The following is an 18953-nucleotide window of genomic DNA, read 5'->3' as shown; positions in this document are numbered from 1 at the left end:
GTTAAAACAGCGTCAGGCTATTAAAGCGTAAGGATCTGGCGGGCAGCCAGTACTTCAGCGTCGAGCAGCGCGTTGCGTACAGGCGCAAAACTGCGACGGTGGTGCGGCGTGGCGCCATACTGCGTCAGTTTTTCCATATGCAGCGCCGTCGGATAACCTTTGTGCTGCGCAAAACCATACTGCGGGAACAGCAGATCCAGCTCGGCCATTTCACGATCGCGCGACACTTTGGCGATGATGGAGGCTGCACTGATTTCGGCCACCAGGCTATCCCCTTTCACCACGGCCTGTGAAGGCATTGGCAACGCCGGACAACGATTACCATCAATCAGCACATAGTCGGGCTGAATACTCAGGCCAGCAACGGCGCGCTGCATCGCCAGCATAGTGGCGTGCAGAATGTTGAGCTGATCAATCTCTTCCGGCTCTGCACGTCCCAGACTCCAGGCCAGCGCCTTCTCTTTGATTTCGTCATACAATGACAGGCGGCGCTTTTCCGACAATTTCTTGGAGTCAGCCAAACCGGTAATCGGATTAGCCGGGTCGAGGATGACGGCAGCAGTGACCACCGCGCCGACCAGCGGACCGCGCCCCACTTCGTCCACACCGGCAATCAGTCTGGCGACAGGATAGATAAAATCAGGCATTCACCAGCTCCAGTACCGCATCCGCTGCCTGCTCATCGGCGTTCCAGCGGATCTGTTGATGTAATTCATGAAACGTCTGCAGCAGGGTTTCGCGCTCAGGCCCGGCATGCAGCAGTGGATCTAACGCCGCGGCCAGGGCTTCTGGCTGACACTCATCCTGCAGTAGCTCTTTGACCAGCTCACGCCCGGCCAGCAGATTCGGCAGAGAGACATAAGGCGTCTTTACCAGCCGTTTCGCCAGCCAGAACGTGGCCGGCTTCATGCGATAACCGACGACCATAGGGCATTTTGCCAGCATGCACTCCAGTGCGGCAGTACCTGACGCCAGGAGTGCGGCATCGCTCGCAATCATCGCTTCACGTCCCTGACCATCCAGCAGATGCATCGGCAGCTCAGGAGCGACGTCAGCTTTAATTTTTTCAAACTGTTCGCGGCGACGGGCATTAACCAGCGGCACCACGATTTCCAGTGCCGGATAGTGACGACGCAACAATTGCGCTGTTTTCAGGAAATCAGCGCTGAGCATTTCCACTTCTGCGCCTCTGCTGCCGGGCAGCAAAGCCAGACAGAGTGCATCATCGGCAATGCCGAGATGACGACGCGCAGCCTGCTTATCAGGTTGCAGCGGCATGGCATCCGCCATGGTATGGCCGATAAAGCGACAGGGAACGTTATAGCGATCGTAGAAGGCTTTTTCAAACGGCAGGAAAGCCAGCACCAGATTGGTGTTACGACCAATTTTAAACACGCGCTTTTGCCGCCATGCCCACACCGAGGGACTGACATAGTGGATCGTGCGAATGCCCGTGCGTTTAAGGTTGCCTTCCAGCGTGATATTGAAATCGGGCGCATCAATCCCGACAAAGACATCGGGTCTGAGTTCGGTAAAACGCCGGGTGAGATCGCGGCGGATTGTCAGCAGACGTCGCAGGCGGCCCAGCACCTCAACAATGCCCATCACCGCCAGCTCTTCCATCTCATACCAGGCTTCACACCCTTCCGCCTGCATTAAGGGACCCGCCACGCCGACAAAGCGTGCATCAGGATGACGGGCTTTCAGGGCACGAATCAGACCTGCACCAAGAATATCGCCGGAGGTTTCTCCGGCGACCAGGGCAATCGTTAAAGGACGCGCTGACATGGATTAACGAATTAATCCACGGGTTGAACGGGTGAAGAAGTCGTAGAAAGGCTGCACTTCGCTGTGCTGCTGCGCGATGGCTTCGATTTCCGGCTTCACTTCTTCCAGCGTTCTGCCGCTGCGATAGAGCAGCTTGTAGGCGTTGCGAATGGCGTGCAACGACTCTTTGCTGAAGCCACGGCGTTTAAGACCTTCGATATTGATCCCGAACGGCGTCGCGTGGTTGCCCTGCGCAATAACGTAAGGCGGTACATCCTGCGCTACGCCGGAACAGCCACCAACCATCACGTGAGCACCGATGATGCACCACTGATGTACCGCTGTCATGCCGCCAATGATGGCGAAATCATCGACCGTCACGTGACCACCCAGGGTGGCGTTGTTGGCGAAGATACAGCGGTTGCCAATCACGCAGTCATGCGCAATGTGGACATTGACCATCAGCAGATTATCGCTGCCCACCGTGGTGACATGGCCACCCTGCGTGGTGCCGCGATGAATCGTCACGCTTTCACGGATGCGGTTGCGATCGCCGATCTCAACCCGTGTTGGCTCACCGGCATATTTCAGATCCTGATTCACTTCACCAATCGAGGCAAACTGATAGATCTGATTATCTTTACCGATACGCGTGTGGCCGTTCACCACAACGTGTGACTTCAGTACCGTTCCTTCACCGATTTCAACATTCGCGCCAATAAAGCAAAACGGGCCAATGTGAACGCGGGCGCCAATAACAGCGCCCTCTTCGATGACAGAACTGGGATGGATAGTGGCGGTTGGATCAATCACGAATTATGCCTCCCGGCTGCGGGCACACATCATGGTCGCTTCACAAACGATTTTACCATCGACAGTCGCCACGCCTTTAAAGCGGGTCAGACCACGGCGGGTTTTCTCGAAAGTGACTTCCATGATCATCTGGTCGCCTGGTACCACAGGGCGCTTGAAGCGGGCACTGTCGATACCGGCAAAGTAATAGAGTTCACCTGGTTCCAGTTTACCTACGCTTTTAAACGCCAGAATACCGGTGGCCTGCGCCATCGCTTCCAGGATCAGAACGCCAGGAAAAATCGGTTTACCAGGGAAATGCCCCTGGAAAAACGGTTCATTAACAGAAACGTTCTTCACTGCACGCAGGTATTTGTGCTCTTCAAATTCCAGCACGCGGTCTACCAGCAGAAACGGATAGCGGTGCGGCAGCAGCTCTAAAATCTCTTCAATTTTCAGAGTATGAGTTTCAGTAGTCAAAATACTCTTCCTGTCCTAAAAATCTGATGACATCAATAACACGGCCTGCACAGATCAAAATGATCTTCCGCAGGCCGCAAATAGGTTCTGTGGCGCCGGGCTTCCCTGCTTAACATTTTTATTATGAAAGCCGGTCAGTTTTGGGATGGCGGTTAGTCGTCTTTGCCGACCTTGCGCTCGATGGCTTTTAAGCGTTTGCTCATGTCATCGATGTTCATCACCAGCGCTGCAGTTTTGCGCCAGGTTTTGTTGGGTTGCAGCGGAATGCCTGACGAATAGACACCAGGCTCTGTGATAGGACGCATGACCATACCCATACCGGTCACCGTTACTTTGTCACAGATTTCCATATGGCCGTTAATGACGCTGGCACCGCCAATCATACAGTAACGCCCAATTTTCAAACTACCCGCCATGATCACACCGCCTGCAACCGCAGTATTGTCGCCAATAATTACGTTGTGAGCGATCTGGCACTGGTTGTCTATGATAACACCATTGCCGATCAGAGTGTTATCAAGCGCACCGCGATCGATGGTGGTGCAGGCACCTATTTCGACGCGATCGCCGATAATTACCGCGCCTAACTGCGGGATTTTCACCCAGTTACCGCGATCGTTGGCATAGCCGAAACCATCAGAACCGATGACGGTACCTGACTGAATCAGACAATCCTGGCCGATTTCGATCTCGTGATACACAGAGACGTTGGCCCAGAGGCGGGTTCCGCTGCCGATACAGGTTTTTTTGCCCACAAAGCATCCCGCACCAATGACTACGTTATCACCCAGCTCAACGTCCGCTTCGATCACCGCATTGGCACCAATGGCAACGTTATTGCCAAGTCGCGCTGAGGGATCGATGACTGCGCTGGGGGCGATATTCTGCGCCGGCTGTGGCGTGGTATCGAGTATTTGTGCCATACGCGCATAGGTCAGGTAGGGATTTTTGACTACCAGCGCTGCGGTTTTGCACCACTCCAGATCCGCTTCCGTCAGCACCACGGCTGAGGCCTTTATCAGGGCGAGTTGCTCGCGGTAACGGCTGTTTGCAAGAAAAGTGATTTGGCCAGTTGTGGCGGATTGCATAGAAGCAATGCCGGAGATGACGATATCGCCATCTCCGTGCAATTCTGCATCCAACTGCTGGGCTAAATCAGCCAGTCGAATAGATGACATGAATTATTTAACCTGTTTCAGCACGTCAGCAGTGATGTCTTTTGCGTTTGATGCATAAGCCACCGCGTTAGCGTCGATCACGACGTCGTAACCATCGCTGTCAGCGACTTTCTTCACGGCATCCTGAATACGGCTCAGCAGCTTGTTACGCTCTTCCATCTGACGACGGCGATTGTCCTGCTCAAAAGCCTGCGCTTTTGAAGAGAAAGCTTCACGCTGTGACATGACATCTTTTTCCATACGGCTGCGTTCGCTGGCCTTCATGGTAGAACCGTCACGCTGCAGACGCTGCATTTTGGTTTGCAGATCGCGCTCCTGGCTCTGCAACTCAGTTGCACGGCCTTTGAACTCGTTTTCCAGCTGTTTAGCAACAGTCGCACGTTGCGGTAACTGTTGGAAAATGCTGGACACGTTTACCACTGCAATTTTGTCAGCAGCCTGAACACCAGCGGAGACCGCTAAAGCAAGACCCAGACCTGCGGCACACAACAACTTTTTCACTATAAACTCCTTACCATCAACGTTTGTGTCAGCGACACAGTGTTTGCCCCGGAACAGCAACAAGTGCTGCCCGGCAGCAAGACTTCAGCTATGCATCCATGCTCAGAACATTACCAGGTTTTACCAATGTTAAACTGGAACTGCTCTGACTTGTCTCCATCGACTTTCTTAATCGGCTGGGCATACGAGAACACCAGCGGGCCGAGCGGTGACATCCACTGCAGCGCCACACCGCTTGATACGCGGATATTGTTTGGATCGCTGTAGTCTGGAATACCCGCAGCACGTGTTTCAGCGGTGTTTTCCCAGTGGGTATCCCACGCAGTACCGGTATCAACAAACACCGAGGTACGCACCGAGTTAGCATACTTCTCGCTCAGGAACGGCGTTGGCGTAATCAGCTCAAGGCTGGCAATCGCCATGGCGTTACCGCCCACCGCATCGTCAGACTTACAGACGCCATTTGGATCGGCAATGCGGCAGTTCGACGAGTTGTTATTGTAGTAAGCCGCTTTCGGTCCAATGGTGTTGGACTGGAAGCCACGCACGGTGCTCGAGCCACCGGCGTAGAAGTTCTCATAGAACGGCATCTCTTTGCCGCCGAGACCATCGCCATAGCCAACACGACCACGGCCCAGCAGCACCCAGGTACGATCCTGGTTAATCGGCACATACTGCTGGGTGTCCAGCGTGGCCTTATAGAAGCTGTTATCTGAGCCTGGAATCGTTACCTTACCGTTCAGGTTGGTACGGTTACCGGATGTCGGGAAGAAGCCGCGGTCCAGCGTGTTGTAAGTCCAGCCGTAGTTAAAGGTGAAGTCATCGGCTGAGAATTCGCCTTTGTCATTTAACTGCTGCGGCTTGCCGACTGAATCCAGATAACGCCACATCGCAACCTGCGGCTGCATGTTTGACAGATCATTGTGGACATAGCCCAGACCGACACGCAGGGTGTTGTTTTCGTTAACCGGGAAGCCAAGCGTGCCATCCAGACCATAACTTCGGTTGGTATAGTCAGAAAGATCCGCATTGTCCGCTTTGAAGTCGTTATAGAACAGACGACCACCCAGACTCACACCATCAACGGTGAAGTAAGGGTCAGTAAGCGAGAATTCAGCATAGGTCTGGTAGTCATTTTTGGTGCCGCTGATGCCCACGGTATTACCGGTGCCCAGCCAGTTATCCTGCGTTACCCCGACCTGGAAGCTCACACCACTTTCGGTGCCGTAGCCGACGCCGAAGTTAAAGGTACCGGTGTTACGCTCTTTAACCTTGTAAACCACATCAACCTGGTCCGGCGAACCAGGCACACGCTGCGTATCCACATCCACGGTTTCAAAGTAACCGGTACGGTTCAGACGTTCTTTACCCTGTTCAACCAGATCGCTGCCCAGCCATGCGCCTTCCATCTGACGCATTTCGCGACGTAACACCGAATCTTTAGAGGTGTCATTACCTTCGAAACGGACGTTACGCACGTAGTAGCGGTTACCCGCATCGACGTTGATATGCAGTTTTACGGTTTTATCGGCGTCGTTGATTTCAGGCTGTGTGGCCACACGCGGATAGGCATAGCCGTAGCGGCCCAGCAGTTTCTTGATGTCATCTTCCATTTTCGTGACTTTGGCGCCGTTATAAAGCTCGCCTGCCGGAATTTTGGTCAGATGCTCAATTTCTGCTGAATGGCCCGCCATGCTGCCATTGACGATCACACCAGCGATTTTGTACTGGTCACCCTCGGTGATATTCACCGTGATGTAGATGCCTTTTTTATCTGGCGTCAGGCTGACCTGAGTCGAATCGATGTTGAAGCGGGCATAACCGCGATCCAGATAGAAGCTGCGCAGGGTCTCAAGGTCGCCCGCCAGTTTCTGCTTCTGGTATTTACGATCGCCGACCACGTTCCACCATGGCACTTCATCGCGCAGCTGGAAACGGGAGATCAGTTCATCGGAGCTGAAGGCTTTATTACCGACGATGTTGATCTGCTGAATTTTGGCAGAGACACCTTCCGTAAAGACCAGCTTCAGATCAACGCGGTTACGCGGCAGTGGCGTGACCACGGCTTTCACGTTGGCGGTATATTTACCGACGCTGTAATAGAAGTCTTCAAGTCCCTTCTCGATAGAAGAGATGGTAGTACGGTCCAGCGCTTCGCCGACACGGACACCTGAAGCTTCCAGATTTTGTTTGAGCTGATCCTCTTTCACCGCTTTGTTACCGGTGAAGGTAATGCTGGCAATGGTAGGACGTTCTTTGACCTGGACAATCAGCGTTGTACCGTCTCGCAGGACCTGAACATCCTCAAAGTTGCCAGTAGCGAACAGCGAGCGAATGGTATTTCTGACATCATCGTCATTCACCGTATCGCCAACCCGTACTGGCATGCTCAGCAGAGCCGCGCCGACGGCGACTCGCTGCAGCCCTTCGAAATGAATATCCTTCACCACGAAATCGTCTGCACCGTAAACGGTGGCGCTGCTAAACAGCAGCGACGCTATGAGCAACTTTTTCATCGCCATCGTTGTTATGCGTTTTCCTAACACATCCCTCGAATGTTCGCGTTCCAGCGGTTACAAACGTGAGAAATCATTGAAAAGTGCAAGCCCCATTAACAGCACCAGCAGAATTGAGCCAATGCGATAACTAAAGTCCTGAACTCGCTCGGACACCGGTCCACCTTTGATCTTTTCGATCGCCAGGAACAGCAGGTGCCCACCATCTAAAACCGGCAAAGGGAACAGGTTGATAATGCCCAGGTTGACGCTAATCAACGCCAGGAACATCAGGTAGTAAATCAACCCATACTCCGCTGACAACCCTGCACCCTGCGCAATCGAGATTGGCCCGCTCAGGTTGTTCAGCTTCACATCACCGGTTATTAACTTGCCCAGCATGGAAACGGTGAGCTTCATCAGTTGCCAGGTTTTTACACTGGCCTCACCGATAGCCGCAAACGCGCCATACTGCCTTACCGTCTTGTACTCTTCGGGCAGCGGAACAATGCGCGGAATCACACCCGCAAAGCCCGCTGTCGTGCCAGCTTTCGCTTCTGGCGTCATCGTCAGCGCAATTGATTCACCGCCGCGATCCACCTCAAGCGCCATGCTTTTGCCGGGATTGTCCCGGACCTGGGTAACAAACGTCTGCCACTGCGATAATGGCTGACCATCGACTTTAACGATCCTGTCGCCTGCTTGCAAACCGGCTTCACTGGCTGGCGAATTCGCCTGAACTTCTGCCAGTGTGGTCTCAATTTGCGGACCGCGAGGCTGAATGCCTAACGCGACGACCGGATCCTGCTTATCAGGCTCAAACTGCCAGTTACGCAAATCCAGCTGCTTCTGCTGAGTCGCGTCCTCGCCAAATCGTGCCACCGTTAACGTGGTGCTGCTGTCGCCGATTTTACCCACCAGCGCCATACGCACAGCATCCCAGTCAGGCGTTTCGATACCGTCAACGGCCTTAAGTTCCATGCCGGGCGCAATTTGCGCTTCCGCAGCGACCGAACCGTTTAAAATTTCACCGATTACCGGGCGCACACCAGGCACGCCGTGAATAAACACAACCCAGTAGGCAAAGATGGCAAAGAGGAAGTTAGCGACAGGACCTGCCGCAATGATGGAGGCACGTTGCCAGACGGCTTTATTATTAAAAGCCTGATGACGCAGCTCGGCTGGCACGCTTTCGACACGTTCGTCGAGCATTTTCACGTAGCCACCAAGGGGAATCAGCGCGATGACAAATTCCGTGTCGTGGCGGTCACGGCGCTGCCAGAGCGACTTACCAAACCCAATGGAAAAACGCTCAACCTTGACGCCACAGCGACGAGCGACCCAGAAATGGCCAAACTCATGAACGGTAATCAACACGCCCAGCGCAACGATAAAGGCGAAGAAACTCCAGATTATGCTCAACATCTTTGCCTGTCCTTAAAGGGTGCGGAACACCAGCAGCAATAAACAGGCAAACACCGGCACCGCCGCAGTCAGACTATCAATGCGATCAAGAATGCCGCCGTGACCCGGTATCAGATTGCCACTGTCTTTGATACCCGCTTCACGTTTAAACATACTCTCAGTGAGGTCGCCCAGCACGGAGGCCAGCGTTGCGATAACCGCGCAAATCACCAGCGTACCGGTAGAGACCGTCAGCGGCGCCAGCGAGGCAAACAGCAGCGCAATCAGCGCAGAGGAGACCAGGCCGCCCAGGAAGCCTTCCCAGGTTTTACCTGGCGAGACCTTCGGTGCCAGCTTGTGCTTGCCGAACATCTTGCCAAACATATAGGCACCTGAATCCGCACCCCACACCAGCAGCAACACAAACAGCAGCCACCAGGCACCGGCGAAGTGATCGGTTTCGTAGTGATACTGCCGCAGCGCCACCATGCCCCAGAAAAAAGGCACCAGCGTTAACACGCCAAACAGTAAGCGGAGCGGGCGCGAATGACGCCAGAAGGCCGCAGATGCGGGATAGGAGAGTACCAGCAGCAGTGCAACGACCCACCACACCAGCGACGCCCAAAGCGATGTCGCGACCTGGGGCAGATGCACCGTGTGTTGATAAGGCGGCAGCGTAAACTGCATCAGCGCCAGCAGCAGACCACAAAGTACAGCCAGCCAGACGCGCTGTTGCCGTGATGCCATCCCTGCAAACTGACCCCATTCCCAGGCGGCCAGCATGCAGATAACGATGGTTGTAAGGGCAAAGCCCACAGGTGGTAACCAGAACAGTGCAGCTATTACCAGCGGAATTAATATCAACGCGGTAATCAGACGAGACTTCAGCAAAGGTTACCCCCAGATTGCTCAGGCGCCGCCTGGTGCAGCGCCGCCAAAACGACGCTCCCGCAGAGAGAATGCATTCAGTGCACCTTCAAAAACGTGTTCATCGAAATCCGGCCAGAGCACATCGGTAAAATAGAATTCAGCATAGGCAATCTGCCACAGCAGGAAGTTGCTAATCCGATGCTCTCCCCCGGTCCTTATCACTAAATCCACTGGCGCCAGCTCCTGCATACAGAGCTGCGACGTCAGGCTCTCTTCGGTAATCTGGTCAGGACGCAGTAATCCTTCCTGCACCTGCTCAGCCAGTTTTTTCACGCCTTCGATAATATCCCAACGGCCGCCATAGTTGGCAGCAATGTTGAGCGTCAGGCCACTATTATTTGCGGTCAGCGTCTCAGAACGGCGAATACGTTCCTGAATACGCGGGCTGAAACGGCTGGTATCGCCAATGACGCGTAAGCGAACATTGTGTTTGTGCAGGCTTTTCACTTCGCTGTCGAGCGCCCAGACAAACAGTTCCATTAACGCGGTGACTTCCTGCGCCGGACGGCTCCAGTTTTCACTGCTGAAGGCGTAAAGCGTCAGGGCTTCAAGATTGTTGCTGACCGCAAAGCTGACGGCGCGGCGCACCGATTTAACGCCCGCTTTGTGGCCTGAAATACGCAATTTTCCCTGATTTTTGGCCCAGCGACCGTTGCCATCCATGATGATAGCGACGTGGCGCGGACCGTTTCCCTGCTGGTCATCAGTGTTGTTGTGATTGTTAGACGACATAACGCTTAACCAATTCCTTTCATCAGAAATGCTGTGGTTTCTGAATACATTGCGCCCGATTCAAATCCCGACACGCTTTTGGTGCCGGGCCACACCGAATTCGGTGACAGACCGTGAAACGCGAGCCAGCGACTATACCATTTTCACCTGAAGCGAACAAATGGCCTCATAACGATCGGCTTCACGACGTGAAGCGCGGCAACATTTCTGCCGCCAGCGCGCGCGCGGAGCGATCAATTTCAAGGACAGCGTCCACCGAATCAGGCTCCGGACACACCTGTGCCGCCATCACCGCGCTATTAAGCGCTGCGATGTCGGTGAAGCGGATCTGGTGGTTCAGGAAAGCCGCGACGGCAACCTCGTTGGCTGCATTCAGCGTGGTGGTCGCCGCCTGCCCTGCATCACAGGCATCAATGGCCAGTTTCAGGCAGGGGTAGCGACTAAAATCAGGTTCTGCAAAGCTCAGCGCCGACATGCGGGTAAAATCCAGCGGCGTCACGCCTGCTTTGATGCGCGAAGGCCAGGCCATGCTATGGGCAATGGGCGTACGCATATCGGGAGAACCTAACTGAGCCAGCACGCTGCCATCGCAGTATCGCACCATAGAGTGAATCACCGACTGTGGGTGAAGGATCACTTCCATCTGCGCTGCGCTGGCATTAAACAACCAACGGGCTTCAATGTACTCAAGACCTTTATTCATCATGGTGGCCGAATCGACAGAGATTTTTCTCCCCATCGACCAGTTCGGATGTGCACAGGCCTGATCAGGCGACATGGCGCTGAGATCCGCTAAATCTGTGTCACGAAAAGGACCACCCGATCCCGTAAGGATAATTGACTCAATGCCATTATCCCGCAGGTCAGCGTAACCTAACTGATGCTGGATGGTAGCCGGTAAACTCTGAAAAATGGCGTTATGTTCGCTGTCGACCGGTAGTAACTGCGCGTTATGATGACGCACCGCCTCCATAAACAAACGGCCGCAGGTGACAAGCGATTCTTTGTTGGCCAGCAATACCGTTTTACCGGCGCGAATGGCGGCCAGCGTTGGCAGCAAACCTGACGCACCGACAATGGCCGCCATCACCTGATCCACCTCATCCAGCGCGGCCAGCTCACAGGCTGCCTGAACGCCGGAGAGCACTTCAGTATTGACCCTGATTGCTCTCAGTCGCTCACGCAGCGCAGCGGCAGAAGTTTCGTCTGCCATGCAGGCGTAGCGTGGCGTAAAGGCCGCACACTGTTCGGCCATCAGCGCCACGTTATGGCCGGCAACCAGCGCCGTAATCTGATAAAGCTCTGGGTTGGCGCGAACCACCGCTAGCGTACTGGTGCCGATCGAGCCGGTGGATCCCAGCAGAGTTAATCGCTTCATGAGGCTATCCGTGTGAAGTCAGCGTGCCCGCAGGCACAATGTAAAACGCCGCCAGATGTCGCATTCATACGAATACCTCTCTGTACGGCGTTTTGTCCGGCAGTGATGGAATCAGAAATCCATCAGCTCCGTTTCTTTTTCTGACAGTGCAGCATCAACTTTCTTGATGTACGCATCGGTCATTTTTTGCACTTCGTCCTGCGCACGACGTTCGTCGTCTTCGCTGATTTCTTTATCTTTCAGCAGCGCTTTGATTTTATCGTTGGCATCGCGACGGACGTTACGTACCGACACACGGCCCTGCTCGGCTTCGCCGCGCACGATTTTAATCAGATCTTTACGACGCTCTTCTGTCAGCGCTGGCAGCGGAACACGGATGTCAGTACCGGCTGAACTTGGGTTCAGACCGAGATCGGACTTCATGATCGCTTTTTCGACTGCCTGGCTTAGTGAACGATCAAACACGTTGATTTTCAGCGTGCGTGAATCTTCCACAGTGACAGAAGCCAGCTGACGCAGTGGCGTCGGCGTGCCGTAATATTCGACGACGATGCCGTCGAGCAGCGAAGGTGACGCACGACCGGTACGCACTTTGCTGATGGTAGTTTTGAATGCTTCAACGCATTTTTCCATGCGCGTGTCAGCATCTTTTTTGATGTCGTTAATCACGTTGAAACCCTTGGATTCGGTTTGACCTGGCCAGTTCCGGCATAACCGGAAGCGGGATCGATAATCATCGATAATCCTGACTGGTGCGCGATGCATTCTCATCGCGCTGACAGAATATACCTTATTTTATCTCGCCTCGGGTATTAATGCGTAATCAGGGTGCCTTCTTTTTCACCCATTACTACGCGACGCAGTGCGCCAGGTTTATTCATGTTGAAAACACGGATAGGTAATTTGTGGTCACGTGCCAGCGTAAAGGCCGCCAGATCCATCACTTTCAGCTCTTTATCCAGGACTTCGGCATAGGTCAGTTGATCATACAGCGTCGCGTCCGGGCTTTTCACCGGATCGGCAGAGTAAACGCCGTCAACTTTGGTCGCCTTCAGTACCACGTCCGCTTCAATCTCAATGCCGCGCAGACACGCCGCAGAGTCGGTGGTAAAGAACGGATTGCCGGTACCGGCGGAGAAGATGACGACGCGGTTGTTACGCAGCAGGCTGATCGCTTCTGCCCAGCTGTAGTTGTCACAGACGCCATTCAGTGGAATCGCTGACATCAGGCGTGCATTCACATAGGCGCGGTGCAGTGCATCACGCATCGCCAGGCCGTTCATCACGGTCGCCAGCATACCCATGTGGTCACCTACGACGCGGTTCATACCTGCCTGCTGCAGGCTCGCGCCGCGGAACAGGTTCCCTCCGCCAATTACCACGCCAACCTGGATGCCCAGCTCAACCAGCTCTTTTACCTCTTGTGCCATGCGGTCAAGCACACTCGCGTCGATACCAAAACCTTCAGCGCCTTGCAGAGCTTCGCCGCTGAGTTTAAGCAGGATACGTTGATAAACAGGTTTTGCGTTGGTCGCCATGGTCAGTTCTTCCTGGAAGATTGGGTGTAAAGGAGAAGTAAATTCTGATCGATCATCCGCTTACCGCAAAGAAAATGCTATTGGGATGAAACTGAAAACGTGTCTGTTGCGATTCACAGACAAAAAAGAACCGCCATCTGGCGGTTCTTTCAGAGCATTAAGACTGTTTGGACATTGCTGCAACTTCTGCAGCGAAGTCTGATTCAACTTTCTCGATGCCTTCACCCACTTCGAAGCGGATGAAGTTGATCACGTCAGCGCCCTGCTCTTTCAGAGCCTGGCCAACGGTTTTGCTTGGGTCGATAACGAAAGCCTGACCCGTCAGAGAGACTTCGCCGGTGAATTTCTTCATACGGCCTTCAACCATCTTCTCTGCGATCTCTTTTGGCTTGCCAGACTGCATCGCGATGTCCAGCTGAACCTGGTACTCTTTATCTACCACGTCAGCAGAAACGTCTTCTGGCTTAACGAATTCAGGCTTGCTCGCTGCAACGTGCATCGCGATCTGTTTGATCAGATCTTCGTTAGCGCCTTTCGCTGAAACCAGAACGCCGATACGCGCGCCGTGCAGGTAGCTGCCCAGCTCTGCGCCTTCCAGGATTGCAACGCGACGGATGTTGATGTTCTCACCGATTTTAGCAACCAGTGCAACGCGCTCTTCTTCGAACTGCGCTTTCAGGACTTCAACGTCAGTAACACGATCAGCGGCAGCCGCATCCAGAACTTTGTCTGCGAACGCCTGGAAACCGCCATCTTTTGCTACGAAGTCAGTCTGGCAGTTAACTTCCAGAATCACACCGTAGTCGCCAACGATTTTGGTTTTGATTACGCCATCAGCAGCAACGTTGCCTGCTTTTTTCGCTGCTTTGATTGCGCCAGACTTACGCATGTTCTCAATCGCCAGCTCAATGTCGCCGTTCGCTTCAGTCAGCGCTTTTTTGCAATCCATCATGCCAGCGCCAGTACGCTCGCGCAGTTCTTTTACCAATGCAGCGGTAATGTCAGCCATTCCAGAATCCTCGGTTCGTGCCTGTGTACATACGTACATGCAGACACTTATTTGCGGAAAATTTACTCTGTCCCGCCGTCCGGTTAGGGGCGTAACAGACTTAGATAAATAAAGGGGCCACTATAGGCCCCTTACAGATCACATCTGAATGCTAAGGGCTCTTATGCAGAGCAAACCTTAATTAAGCGTTTTCTAAAGACGCTTCTTCAGCTTGCTCAGCCAGGTCCTGAGAGCGGCCTTCGCGAACGGTGGTCGCAACGGCAGTCAGGTACAGGTTTACAGCACGGATCGCATCGTCGTTACCTGGGATAACGAAATCAACGCCATCTGGATCTGAGTTGGTATCAACGATAGCAAATACCGGGATACCCAGGTTGTTTGCTTCTTTGATTGCGATGTGTTCGTGGTCAGCATCAACAACAAACAGCGCGTCTGGCAGACCGCCCATGTCTTTGATACCGCCCAGGCTGTTTTCCAGCTTGGCCAGCTCACGCGCACGCATCAGCGCTTCTTTTTTGGTCAGTTTGTCGAAAGTACCATCCTGAGACTGAATCTCCAGATCTTTCAGACGCTTGATTGACTGACGCACGGTTTTCCAGTTAGTCAGCATGCCACCCAACCAGCGGTGGTTTACGAAGAACTGGTCGCAGCTCAGTGCAGACTCTTTTACCGCTTCAGCAGCAGCGCGCTTAGTACCTACGATCAGGATCTTACCTTTACGGGAAGAGATCTTGTTCAGTTCAGCCAGAGCTTCGTTGAACATAGGTACAGTTTTTTCCAGGTTGATGATGTGAACCTTGTTACGTGCACCAAAGATGAATGGCTTCATTTTTGGGTTCCAGTAACGGGTCTGGTGACCGAAGTGAACACCAGCCTGGAGCATGTCGCGCATGGAAACAGTTGCCATGATAAAACCTCTAAAGTTTGATTGGGGTTGGGCCTCCATGTATCCCATACGACCGACCTCTTTCAAGGCACCCCGGCGTATGTGTCGATACATGTGTGTTTTAGTACACATAATGAGAGTTATGCGTTTCCTGCTGACCGAAACGGCCATACAGAGAATCGTCGGCGCGCTTTATATCACAACCAGCCCAGTGACGCCAATAAATCATCGCTGACAGAGGCCAGCGCGTTCTCTATTTGGCAGCCCATTTGCTGGCTGCTAACATGACAGCACAGAACTTATTATTGTCGAAAATTTCGACAAATGCGGATTAATTTAATGGCAATTTCAATTAAAACCCCTGAAGAAATCAAAAAAATGCGCGTCGCAGGCCGACTGGCCGCCGAGGTGCTGGAGATGATCGAACCTTACGTGAAACCGGGTGTGACCACCGGTGAGCTGGACCGCATCTGCCACGAGCACATTACTCAAAAGCAACAGGCGGTCTCTGCCTGCCTCGGCTATCACGGCTTTCCGAAGTCGGTCTGCATCTCCGTCAACGAAGTGGTGTGCCACGGCATTCCCAGCGATGACCGCCCGTTAAAAGATGGCGATATCGTCAATATTGATGTCACCGTGATTAAAGATGAGTACCACGGCGATACCTCAAAGATGTTTATCGTTGGTAAACCGACCATTCAGGGTGAGCGCCTGTGCCGCGTCACGCAGGAGAGCCTCTATCTTTCCCTGCGTCTGATTAAGCCCGGTATTCGTCTGCGCGAACTGGGCCGGGCTATCCAGAAGTATGTGGAAGCGAACGACTTCTCTGTTGTGCGCGAATATTGCGGTCACGGCATCGGCAAGGGCTTCCACGAAGAGCCGCAGGTGCTGCATTACGATGCCGATGATAGCGGCGTTGTACTGCAGGCGGGCATGACCTTTACGGTAGAACCGATGGTCAATGCCGGTGATTACCGCATCCGCACCATGAAAGATGGCTGGACGGTAAAAACCAAAGATCGCAGCTTGTCCGCACAGTATGAGCATACTATTGTGGTGACGGAAAACGGCTGTGAGATTTTAACCCTGCGTAAAGATGACACGATCCCTGCCGTGCTCGTTGCTGAAGGGTAATTTTCTTCACGCAGATCAAGCCGGCGATGAGCCGGCTTTTTTTTGGCTAAAAAAGAGAAGAGCTGCATGAGCGTGAGTCTGTCGGAAGAGGTAAAAAACGGTCTGGTCGATTCGCCAGCGGAATGGGGTGACGACCAGTTGACCCGCGACATTCTGAAGCCGCGGCTGGAGCAGTTTCAGCAGCATCTGGCTGCCGCATTTGATGCCGGTGAAGCCGTTGAGCCGCTGATAGATGCCCGCACGCTGTTTATCGATCGGCTGCTGCGTCGCCTGTGGCGCTTCTATGGCTTTGATGCGATGCCCTCTATCGCGCTGGTCGCCGTGGGCGGCTATGGCCGTGCCGAACTGCATCCGCTCTCTGATATTGATGTCCTGATCCTCAGCCGCCAGCCGCTGAATGAACAGGCTGCACAGCGTACCAGCGATCTGCTGACGCTGATGTGGGACCTCAAGCTGGAAGTGGGCCATAGCGTGCGCACTTTGGAAGAGTGTCTGCTGGAGGGGCTGTCTGACCTGACCGTTGCCACTAACCTGATTGAATCACGGATGCTGACCGGCGACGTGGCGCTGTTTCTGGAACTGCAGAAAAACATCTTCAGCGATGGTTTCTGGCCCTCATCCACCTTCTTTGCGGCCAAAATCGAAGAACAGCAGGAACGCCACAAGCGTTACCACGGCACCAGCTATAACCTTGAGCCGGACATCAAGAGCAGTCCGGGTGGCCTGCGCGACATCCACACGCTGCAATGGGTTGCCCGACGCCATTTTGGCGCCACCACGCTGGATGAGATGGTTGGCTTTGGTTTCCTCACCGACGCGGAACGCAGCGAACTCAACGAATGCCAGGAATTTCTCTGGCGCATCCGTTTTGCCCTGCACCTCTCCCTGCCCCGCTACGATAATCGCCTGCTGTTCGATCGCCAGCTCAGCGTGGCGCAGCGCCTGAATTACCAGGGCGAAGGCAATGAGCCGGTCGAGCGGATGATGAAAGATTTCTATCGCGTCACGCGGCGCATCGGCGAACTGAATCAGATGCTGCTGCAGCTGTTTGATGAGGCGATTCTGGCGCTCTCTACCAGCGAAAAACCGAGACCTGTCAATGACGATTTCCAGCTGCGTGGCAATTTGATCGACCTGCGCGACGAAACGCTGTTTACCCGCGAACCGCAGGCCATTCTGCGTATGTTCTATGTCATGGTGCGTAACGACAGCATCAAGGGGATCTACTCCACTACCCTCCGTCATCTGCGCCATGCGCGTCGTCACCTTAAACAGCCGCTGTGCCAGATTCCGGAAGCGCGACGTACCTTTATGTCGATTCTGCGCCACCCGGGCGCCGTCAGCCGGGCACTGGTACCGATGCACCGTCACAGCGTGTTATGGGCTTACACGCCGCTGTGGGGCCATATTGTCGGGCAGATGCAGTTCGATCTGTTCCACGCCTACACCGTGGATGAGCACACTATCCGCGTGTTGCAGAAGCTGGAAAGCTTCGCCAATGAAACCACCCGTCCACAGCATCCGCTCTGCGTAGAGTTATGGCCGCGCCTGCCGCAGCAGGAACTGCTGCTGATGGCCGCGCTGCTGCACGACATTGCCAAAGGGCGCGGCGGCGACCACTCTATTCTCGGCGCACAGGATGCGCTCGATTTCGCTGAAATGCATGGCCTGAACTCGCGTGAAACGCAGCTGGTGGCCTGGCTGGTTCGCCATCATCTGCTGATGTCAGTGACGGCGCAACGGCGCGATATTCAGGACCCGACGGTGATCCAGCAGTTCGCTGAGGTGATGCAGAATGAGAACCGGCTGCGCTATCTGGTTTGCCTGACCGTCGCCGATATCTGCGCCACCAACGAAAGTCTGTGGAACAGCTGGAAGCAGAGCCTGCTGCGTGAGCTCTTTTTCGCCACCGAGAAGCAGTTGCGACGCGGCATGGAAAACAGTCCGGACCTGCGTGAGCGGGTGCGTCACCATCGCCTGCAGGCGCTGGCGCTGCTGCGGATGGACAACATTGATGAAGAGCGTCTGCACCAGATCTGGAATCGCTGCCGCGCAGATTATTTCCTGCGCCATACGCCGAATCAGATTGCATGGCATGCCCGCCACTTACTGGTTCACGATCTGAAGAAACCATTAGTGCTGGTCAGCCCGCAGGCCACACGCGGCGGAACCGAAATTTTCATCTGGAGTCCCGATCGCCCACACCTGTTTGCCGCCGTCGCCGGAGAACTCGACCGCCGCAACCTCAGCGTCCACGACGCGCAAATCTTTACCAGCCGCGACGGCATGGCCATGGATACCTTTATTGTGCTGGAACCGGATGGCAGCCCGCTGTCGCCGGACCGCCATCCGATGATCATTCAGGCGCTGGAGCAGGCGATCACCCAGTCTGACTGGGTGGCGCCACGAACCCGTCGTCCGTCGGCCAAACTGCGGCATTTCAGCGTGGATACCGAGGTCAATTTCCTGCCGACGCACACCGACCGTCGCAGCTACCTTGAACTGGTGGCGCTGGATCAGCCTGGCCTGCTGGCGCGCGTGGGTGAAGTCTTTGCCGATCTCGGTGTCTCACTGCACGGCGCACGCATCAGCACCATTGGCGAGCGGGTCGAAGATTTGTTTATTCTGGCCAACAGTGAACGTCAGGCGCTGGACGAAGAAATGCGCAAAGCGTTGCAACAACGGTTGACAGAGGCCCTTAATCCAAACGATAAAGTGTGACCAGACTC

At 54.3% G+C, this 18953-nt stretch carries 17 protein-coding genes; 2 read left to right on the top strand and 15 right to left on the bottom strand.

What is annotated here, in order from left to right:
- Positions 1 to 20 precede the first annotated feature (20 nt).
- The 15 genes from rnhB to rpsB form a co-directional block, all read right to left on the bottom strand.
- The gene (rnhB, locus tag FA92_RS02160) at positions 21 to 647 is read right to left on the bottom strand and encodes a ribonuclease HII (RefSeq protein ID WP_013356849.1); all 627 of its coding nucleotides are present in this window, start codon (positions 645 to 647) and stop codon (positions 21 to 23) included.
- Entirely contained in the window at positions 640 to 1788 is a 1149-nt protein-coding gene (lpxB, locus tag FA92_RS02155) for a lipid-A-disaccharide synthase (RefSeq protein ID WP_013356848.1), read from the bottom strand. The genes rnhB and lpxB overlap by 8 nt, the downstream gene beginning before the upstream one ends.
- 3 nt (positions 1789 to 1791) lie before the next feature.
- Complete coding sequence (gene lpxA, locus FA92_RS02150) at positions 1792 to 2580, bottom strand: acyl-ACP--UDP-N-acetylglucosamine O-acyltransferase (RefSeq protein WP_013356847.1); 789 nt, start codon at positions 2578 to 2580, stop codon at positions 1792 to 1794.
- A gap of 3 nt (positions 2581 to 2583) precedes the next feature.
- Positions 2584 to 3039, bottom strand: coding sequence for a 3-hydroxyacyl-ACP dehydratase FabZ (fabZ, locus tag FA92_RS02145; protein ID WP_003852639.1), 456 nt, complete (start codon positions 3037 to 3039; stop codon positions 2584 to 2586).
- A 152-nt stretch (positions 3040 to 3191) separates the two neighbouring features.
- Positions 3192 to 4217: a UDP-3-O-(3-hydroxymyristoyl)glucosamine N-acyltransferase gene (lpxD, locus tag FA92_RS02140; protein WP_033781937.1), complete on the bottom strand. Its 1026-nt coding sequence runs from the start codon at positions 4215 to 4217 to the stop codon at positions 3192 to 3194.
- Between the two features lie 3 nt (positions 4218 to 4220).
- Entirely contained in the window at positions 4221 to 4718 is a 498-nt protein-coding gene (skp, locus tag FA92_RS02135; RefSeq protein WP_003852644.1) for a molecular chaperone Skp, read from the bottom strand.
- A gap of 110 nt (positions 4719 to 4828) precedes the next feature.
- On the bottom strand, positions 4829 to 7240 hold the full coding sequence (gene bamA / locus FA92_RS02130) for an outer membrane protein assembly factor BamA (RefSeq protein WP_013356845.1): 2412 nt from the start codon (positions 7238 to 7240) through the stop codon (positions 4829 to 4831).
- Positions 7241 to 7291: 51 nt separating this feature from the next.
- Positions 7292 to 8638: a sigma E protease regulator RseP gene (gene rseP, locus FA92_RS02125; protein WP_033781935.1), complete on the bottom strand. Its 1347-nt coding sequence runs from the start codon at positions 8636 to 8638 to the stop codon at positions 7292 to 7294.
- A 12-nt stretch (positions 8639 to 8650) separates the two neighbouring features.
- Positions 8651 to 9508, bottom strand: a complete 858-nt coding sequence (cdsA, locus tag FA92_RS02120; RefSeq protein ID WP_013356843.1) for a phosphatidate cytidylyltransferase — start codon at positions 9506 to 9508, stop codon at positions 8651 to 8653.
- 18 nt (positions 9509 to 9526) lie between these two features.
- Positions 9527 to 10279 carry a (2E,6E)-farnesyl-diphosphate-specific ditrans,polycis-undecaprenyl-diphosphate synthase gene (ispU, locus tag FA92_RS02115; RefSeq protein WP_009091989.1) on the bottom strand — a complete coding sequence of 251 codons (753 nt, stop codon included), beginning with the start codon at positions 10277 to 10279 and terminating at the stop codon, positions 9527 to 9529.
- A gap of 181 nt (positions 10280 to 10460) precedes the next feature.
- The gene (gene ispC / locus FA92_RS02110; protein ID WP_033731633.1) at positions 10461 to 11657 is read right to left on the bottom strand and encodes a 1-deoxy-D-xylulose-5-phosphate reductoisomerase; all 1197 of its coding nucleotides are present in this window, start codon (positions 11655 to 11657) and stop codon (positions 10461 to 10463) included.
- A 111-nt stretch (positions 11658 to 11768) separates the two neighbouring features.
- Entirely contained in the window at positions 11769 to 12326 is a 558-nt protein-coding gene (gene frr / locus FA92_RS02105) for a ribosome recycling factor (RefSeq protein WP_033731632.1), read from the bottom strand.
- A gap of 143 nt (positions 12327 to 12469) precedes the next feature.
- Entirely contained in the window at positions 12470 to 13195 is a 726-nt protein-coding gene (gene pyrH / locus FA92_RS02100; protein WP_013356840.1) for a UMP kinase, read from the bottom strand.
- Between the two features lie 157 nt (positions 13196 to 13352).
- Complete coding sequence (gene tsf / locus FA92_RS02095; RefSeq protein WP_013356839.1) at positions 13353 to 14204, bottom strand: translation elongation factor Ts; 852 nt, start codon at positions 14202 to 14204, stop codon at positions 13353 to 13355.
- Positions 14205 to 14385: 181 nt separating this feature from the next.
- Entirely contained in the window at positions 14386 to 15111 is a 726-nt protein-coding gene (gene rpsB, locus FA92_RS02090; protein WP_033731630.1) for a 30S ribosomal protein S2, read from the bottom strand.
- A gap of 318 nt (positions 15112 to 15429) precedes the next feature.
- Between rpsB and map the strand changes: the two genes are divergently transcribed.
- Both map and glnD read left to right on the top strand, forming a co-directional pair.
- A complete protein-coding gene (gene map / locus FA92_RS02085) occupies positions 15430 to 16224 on the top strand; it encodes a type I methionyl aminopeptidase (protein ID WP_033781932.1) in 795 nt (264 codons plus the stop codon).
- A 66-nt stretch (positions 16225 to 16290) separates the two neighbouring features.
- Entirely contained in the window at positions 16291 to 18945 is a 2655-nt protein-coding gene (gene glnD / locus FA92_RS02080) for a bifunctional uridylyltransferase/uridylyl-removing protein GlnD (RefSeq protein ID WP_033781930.1), read from the top strand.
- Positions 18946 to 18953 lie beyond the last annotated feature (8 nt).

It is taken from the genome of Pantoea sp. 9140, assembly GCF_000745295.1.
GTDB classification, from domain to species: Bacteria; Pseudomonadota; Gammaproteobacteria; order Enterobacterales; family Enterobacteriaceae; genus Pantoea; species Pantoea vagans.
The sequence above is the reverse complement of the archived record's forward strand: the minus strand, read 5'-3'. Positions and strand labels throughout refer to the sequence as shown.

Bases quoted from the DNA above. Each gene is read 5' to 3' on its own strand.
- glnD (WP_033781930.1), top strand. From the start codon at position 16,291: ATGAGCGTGAGTCTGTCGGAAGAGGTAAAAAACGGTCTGGTCGATTCG.
- rseP (WP_033781935.1), bottom strand. From the start codon at position 8,638: ATGTTGAGCATAATCTGGAGTTTCTTCGCCTTTATCGTTGCGCTGGGC.
- rpsB (WP_033731630.1), bottom strand. From the start codon at position 15,111: ATGGCAACTGTTTCCATGCGCGACATGCTCCAGGCTGGTGTTCACTTC.
- lpxD (WP_033781937.1), bottom strand. From the start codon at position 4,217: ATGTCATCTATTCGACTGGCTGATTTAGCCCAGCAGTTGGATGCAGAA.
- lpxB (WP_013356848.1), bottom strand. From the start codon at position 1,788: ATGTCAGCGCGTCCTTTAACGATTGCCCTGGTCGCCGGAGAAACCTCC.
- tsf (WP_013356839.1), bottom strand. From the start codon at position 14,204: ATGGCTGACATTACCGCTGCATTGGTAAAAGAACTGCGCGAGCGTACT.
- pyrH (WP_013356840.1), bottom strand. From the start codon at position 13,195: ATGGCGACCAACGCAAAACCTGTTTATCAACGTATCCTGCTTAAACTC.
- map (WP_033781932.1), top strand. From the start codon at position 15,430: ATGGCAATTTCAATTAAAACCCCTGAAGAAATCAAAAAAATGCGCGTC.
- rnhB (WP_013356849.1), bottom strand. From the start codon at position 647: ATGCCTGATTTTATCTATCCTGTCGCCAGACTGATTGCCGGTGTGGAC.
- ispU (WP_009091989.1), bottom strand. From the start codon at position 10,279: ATGTCGTCTAACAATCACAACAACACTGATGACCAGCAGGGAAACGGT.
- bamA (WP_013356845.1), bottom strand. From the start codon at position 7,240: ATGGCGATGAAAAAGTTGCTCATAGCGTCGCTGCTGTTTAGCAGCGCC.
- ispC (WP_033731633.1), bottom strand. From the start codon at position 11,657: ATGAAGCGATTAACTCTGCTGGGATCCACCGGCTCGATCGGCACCAGT.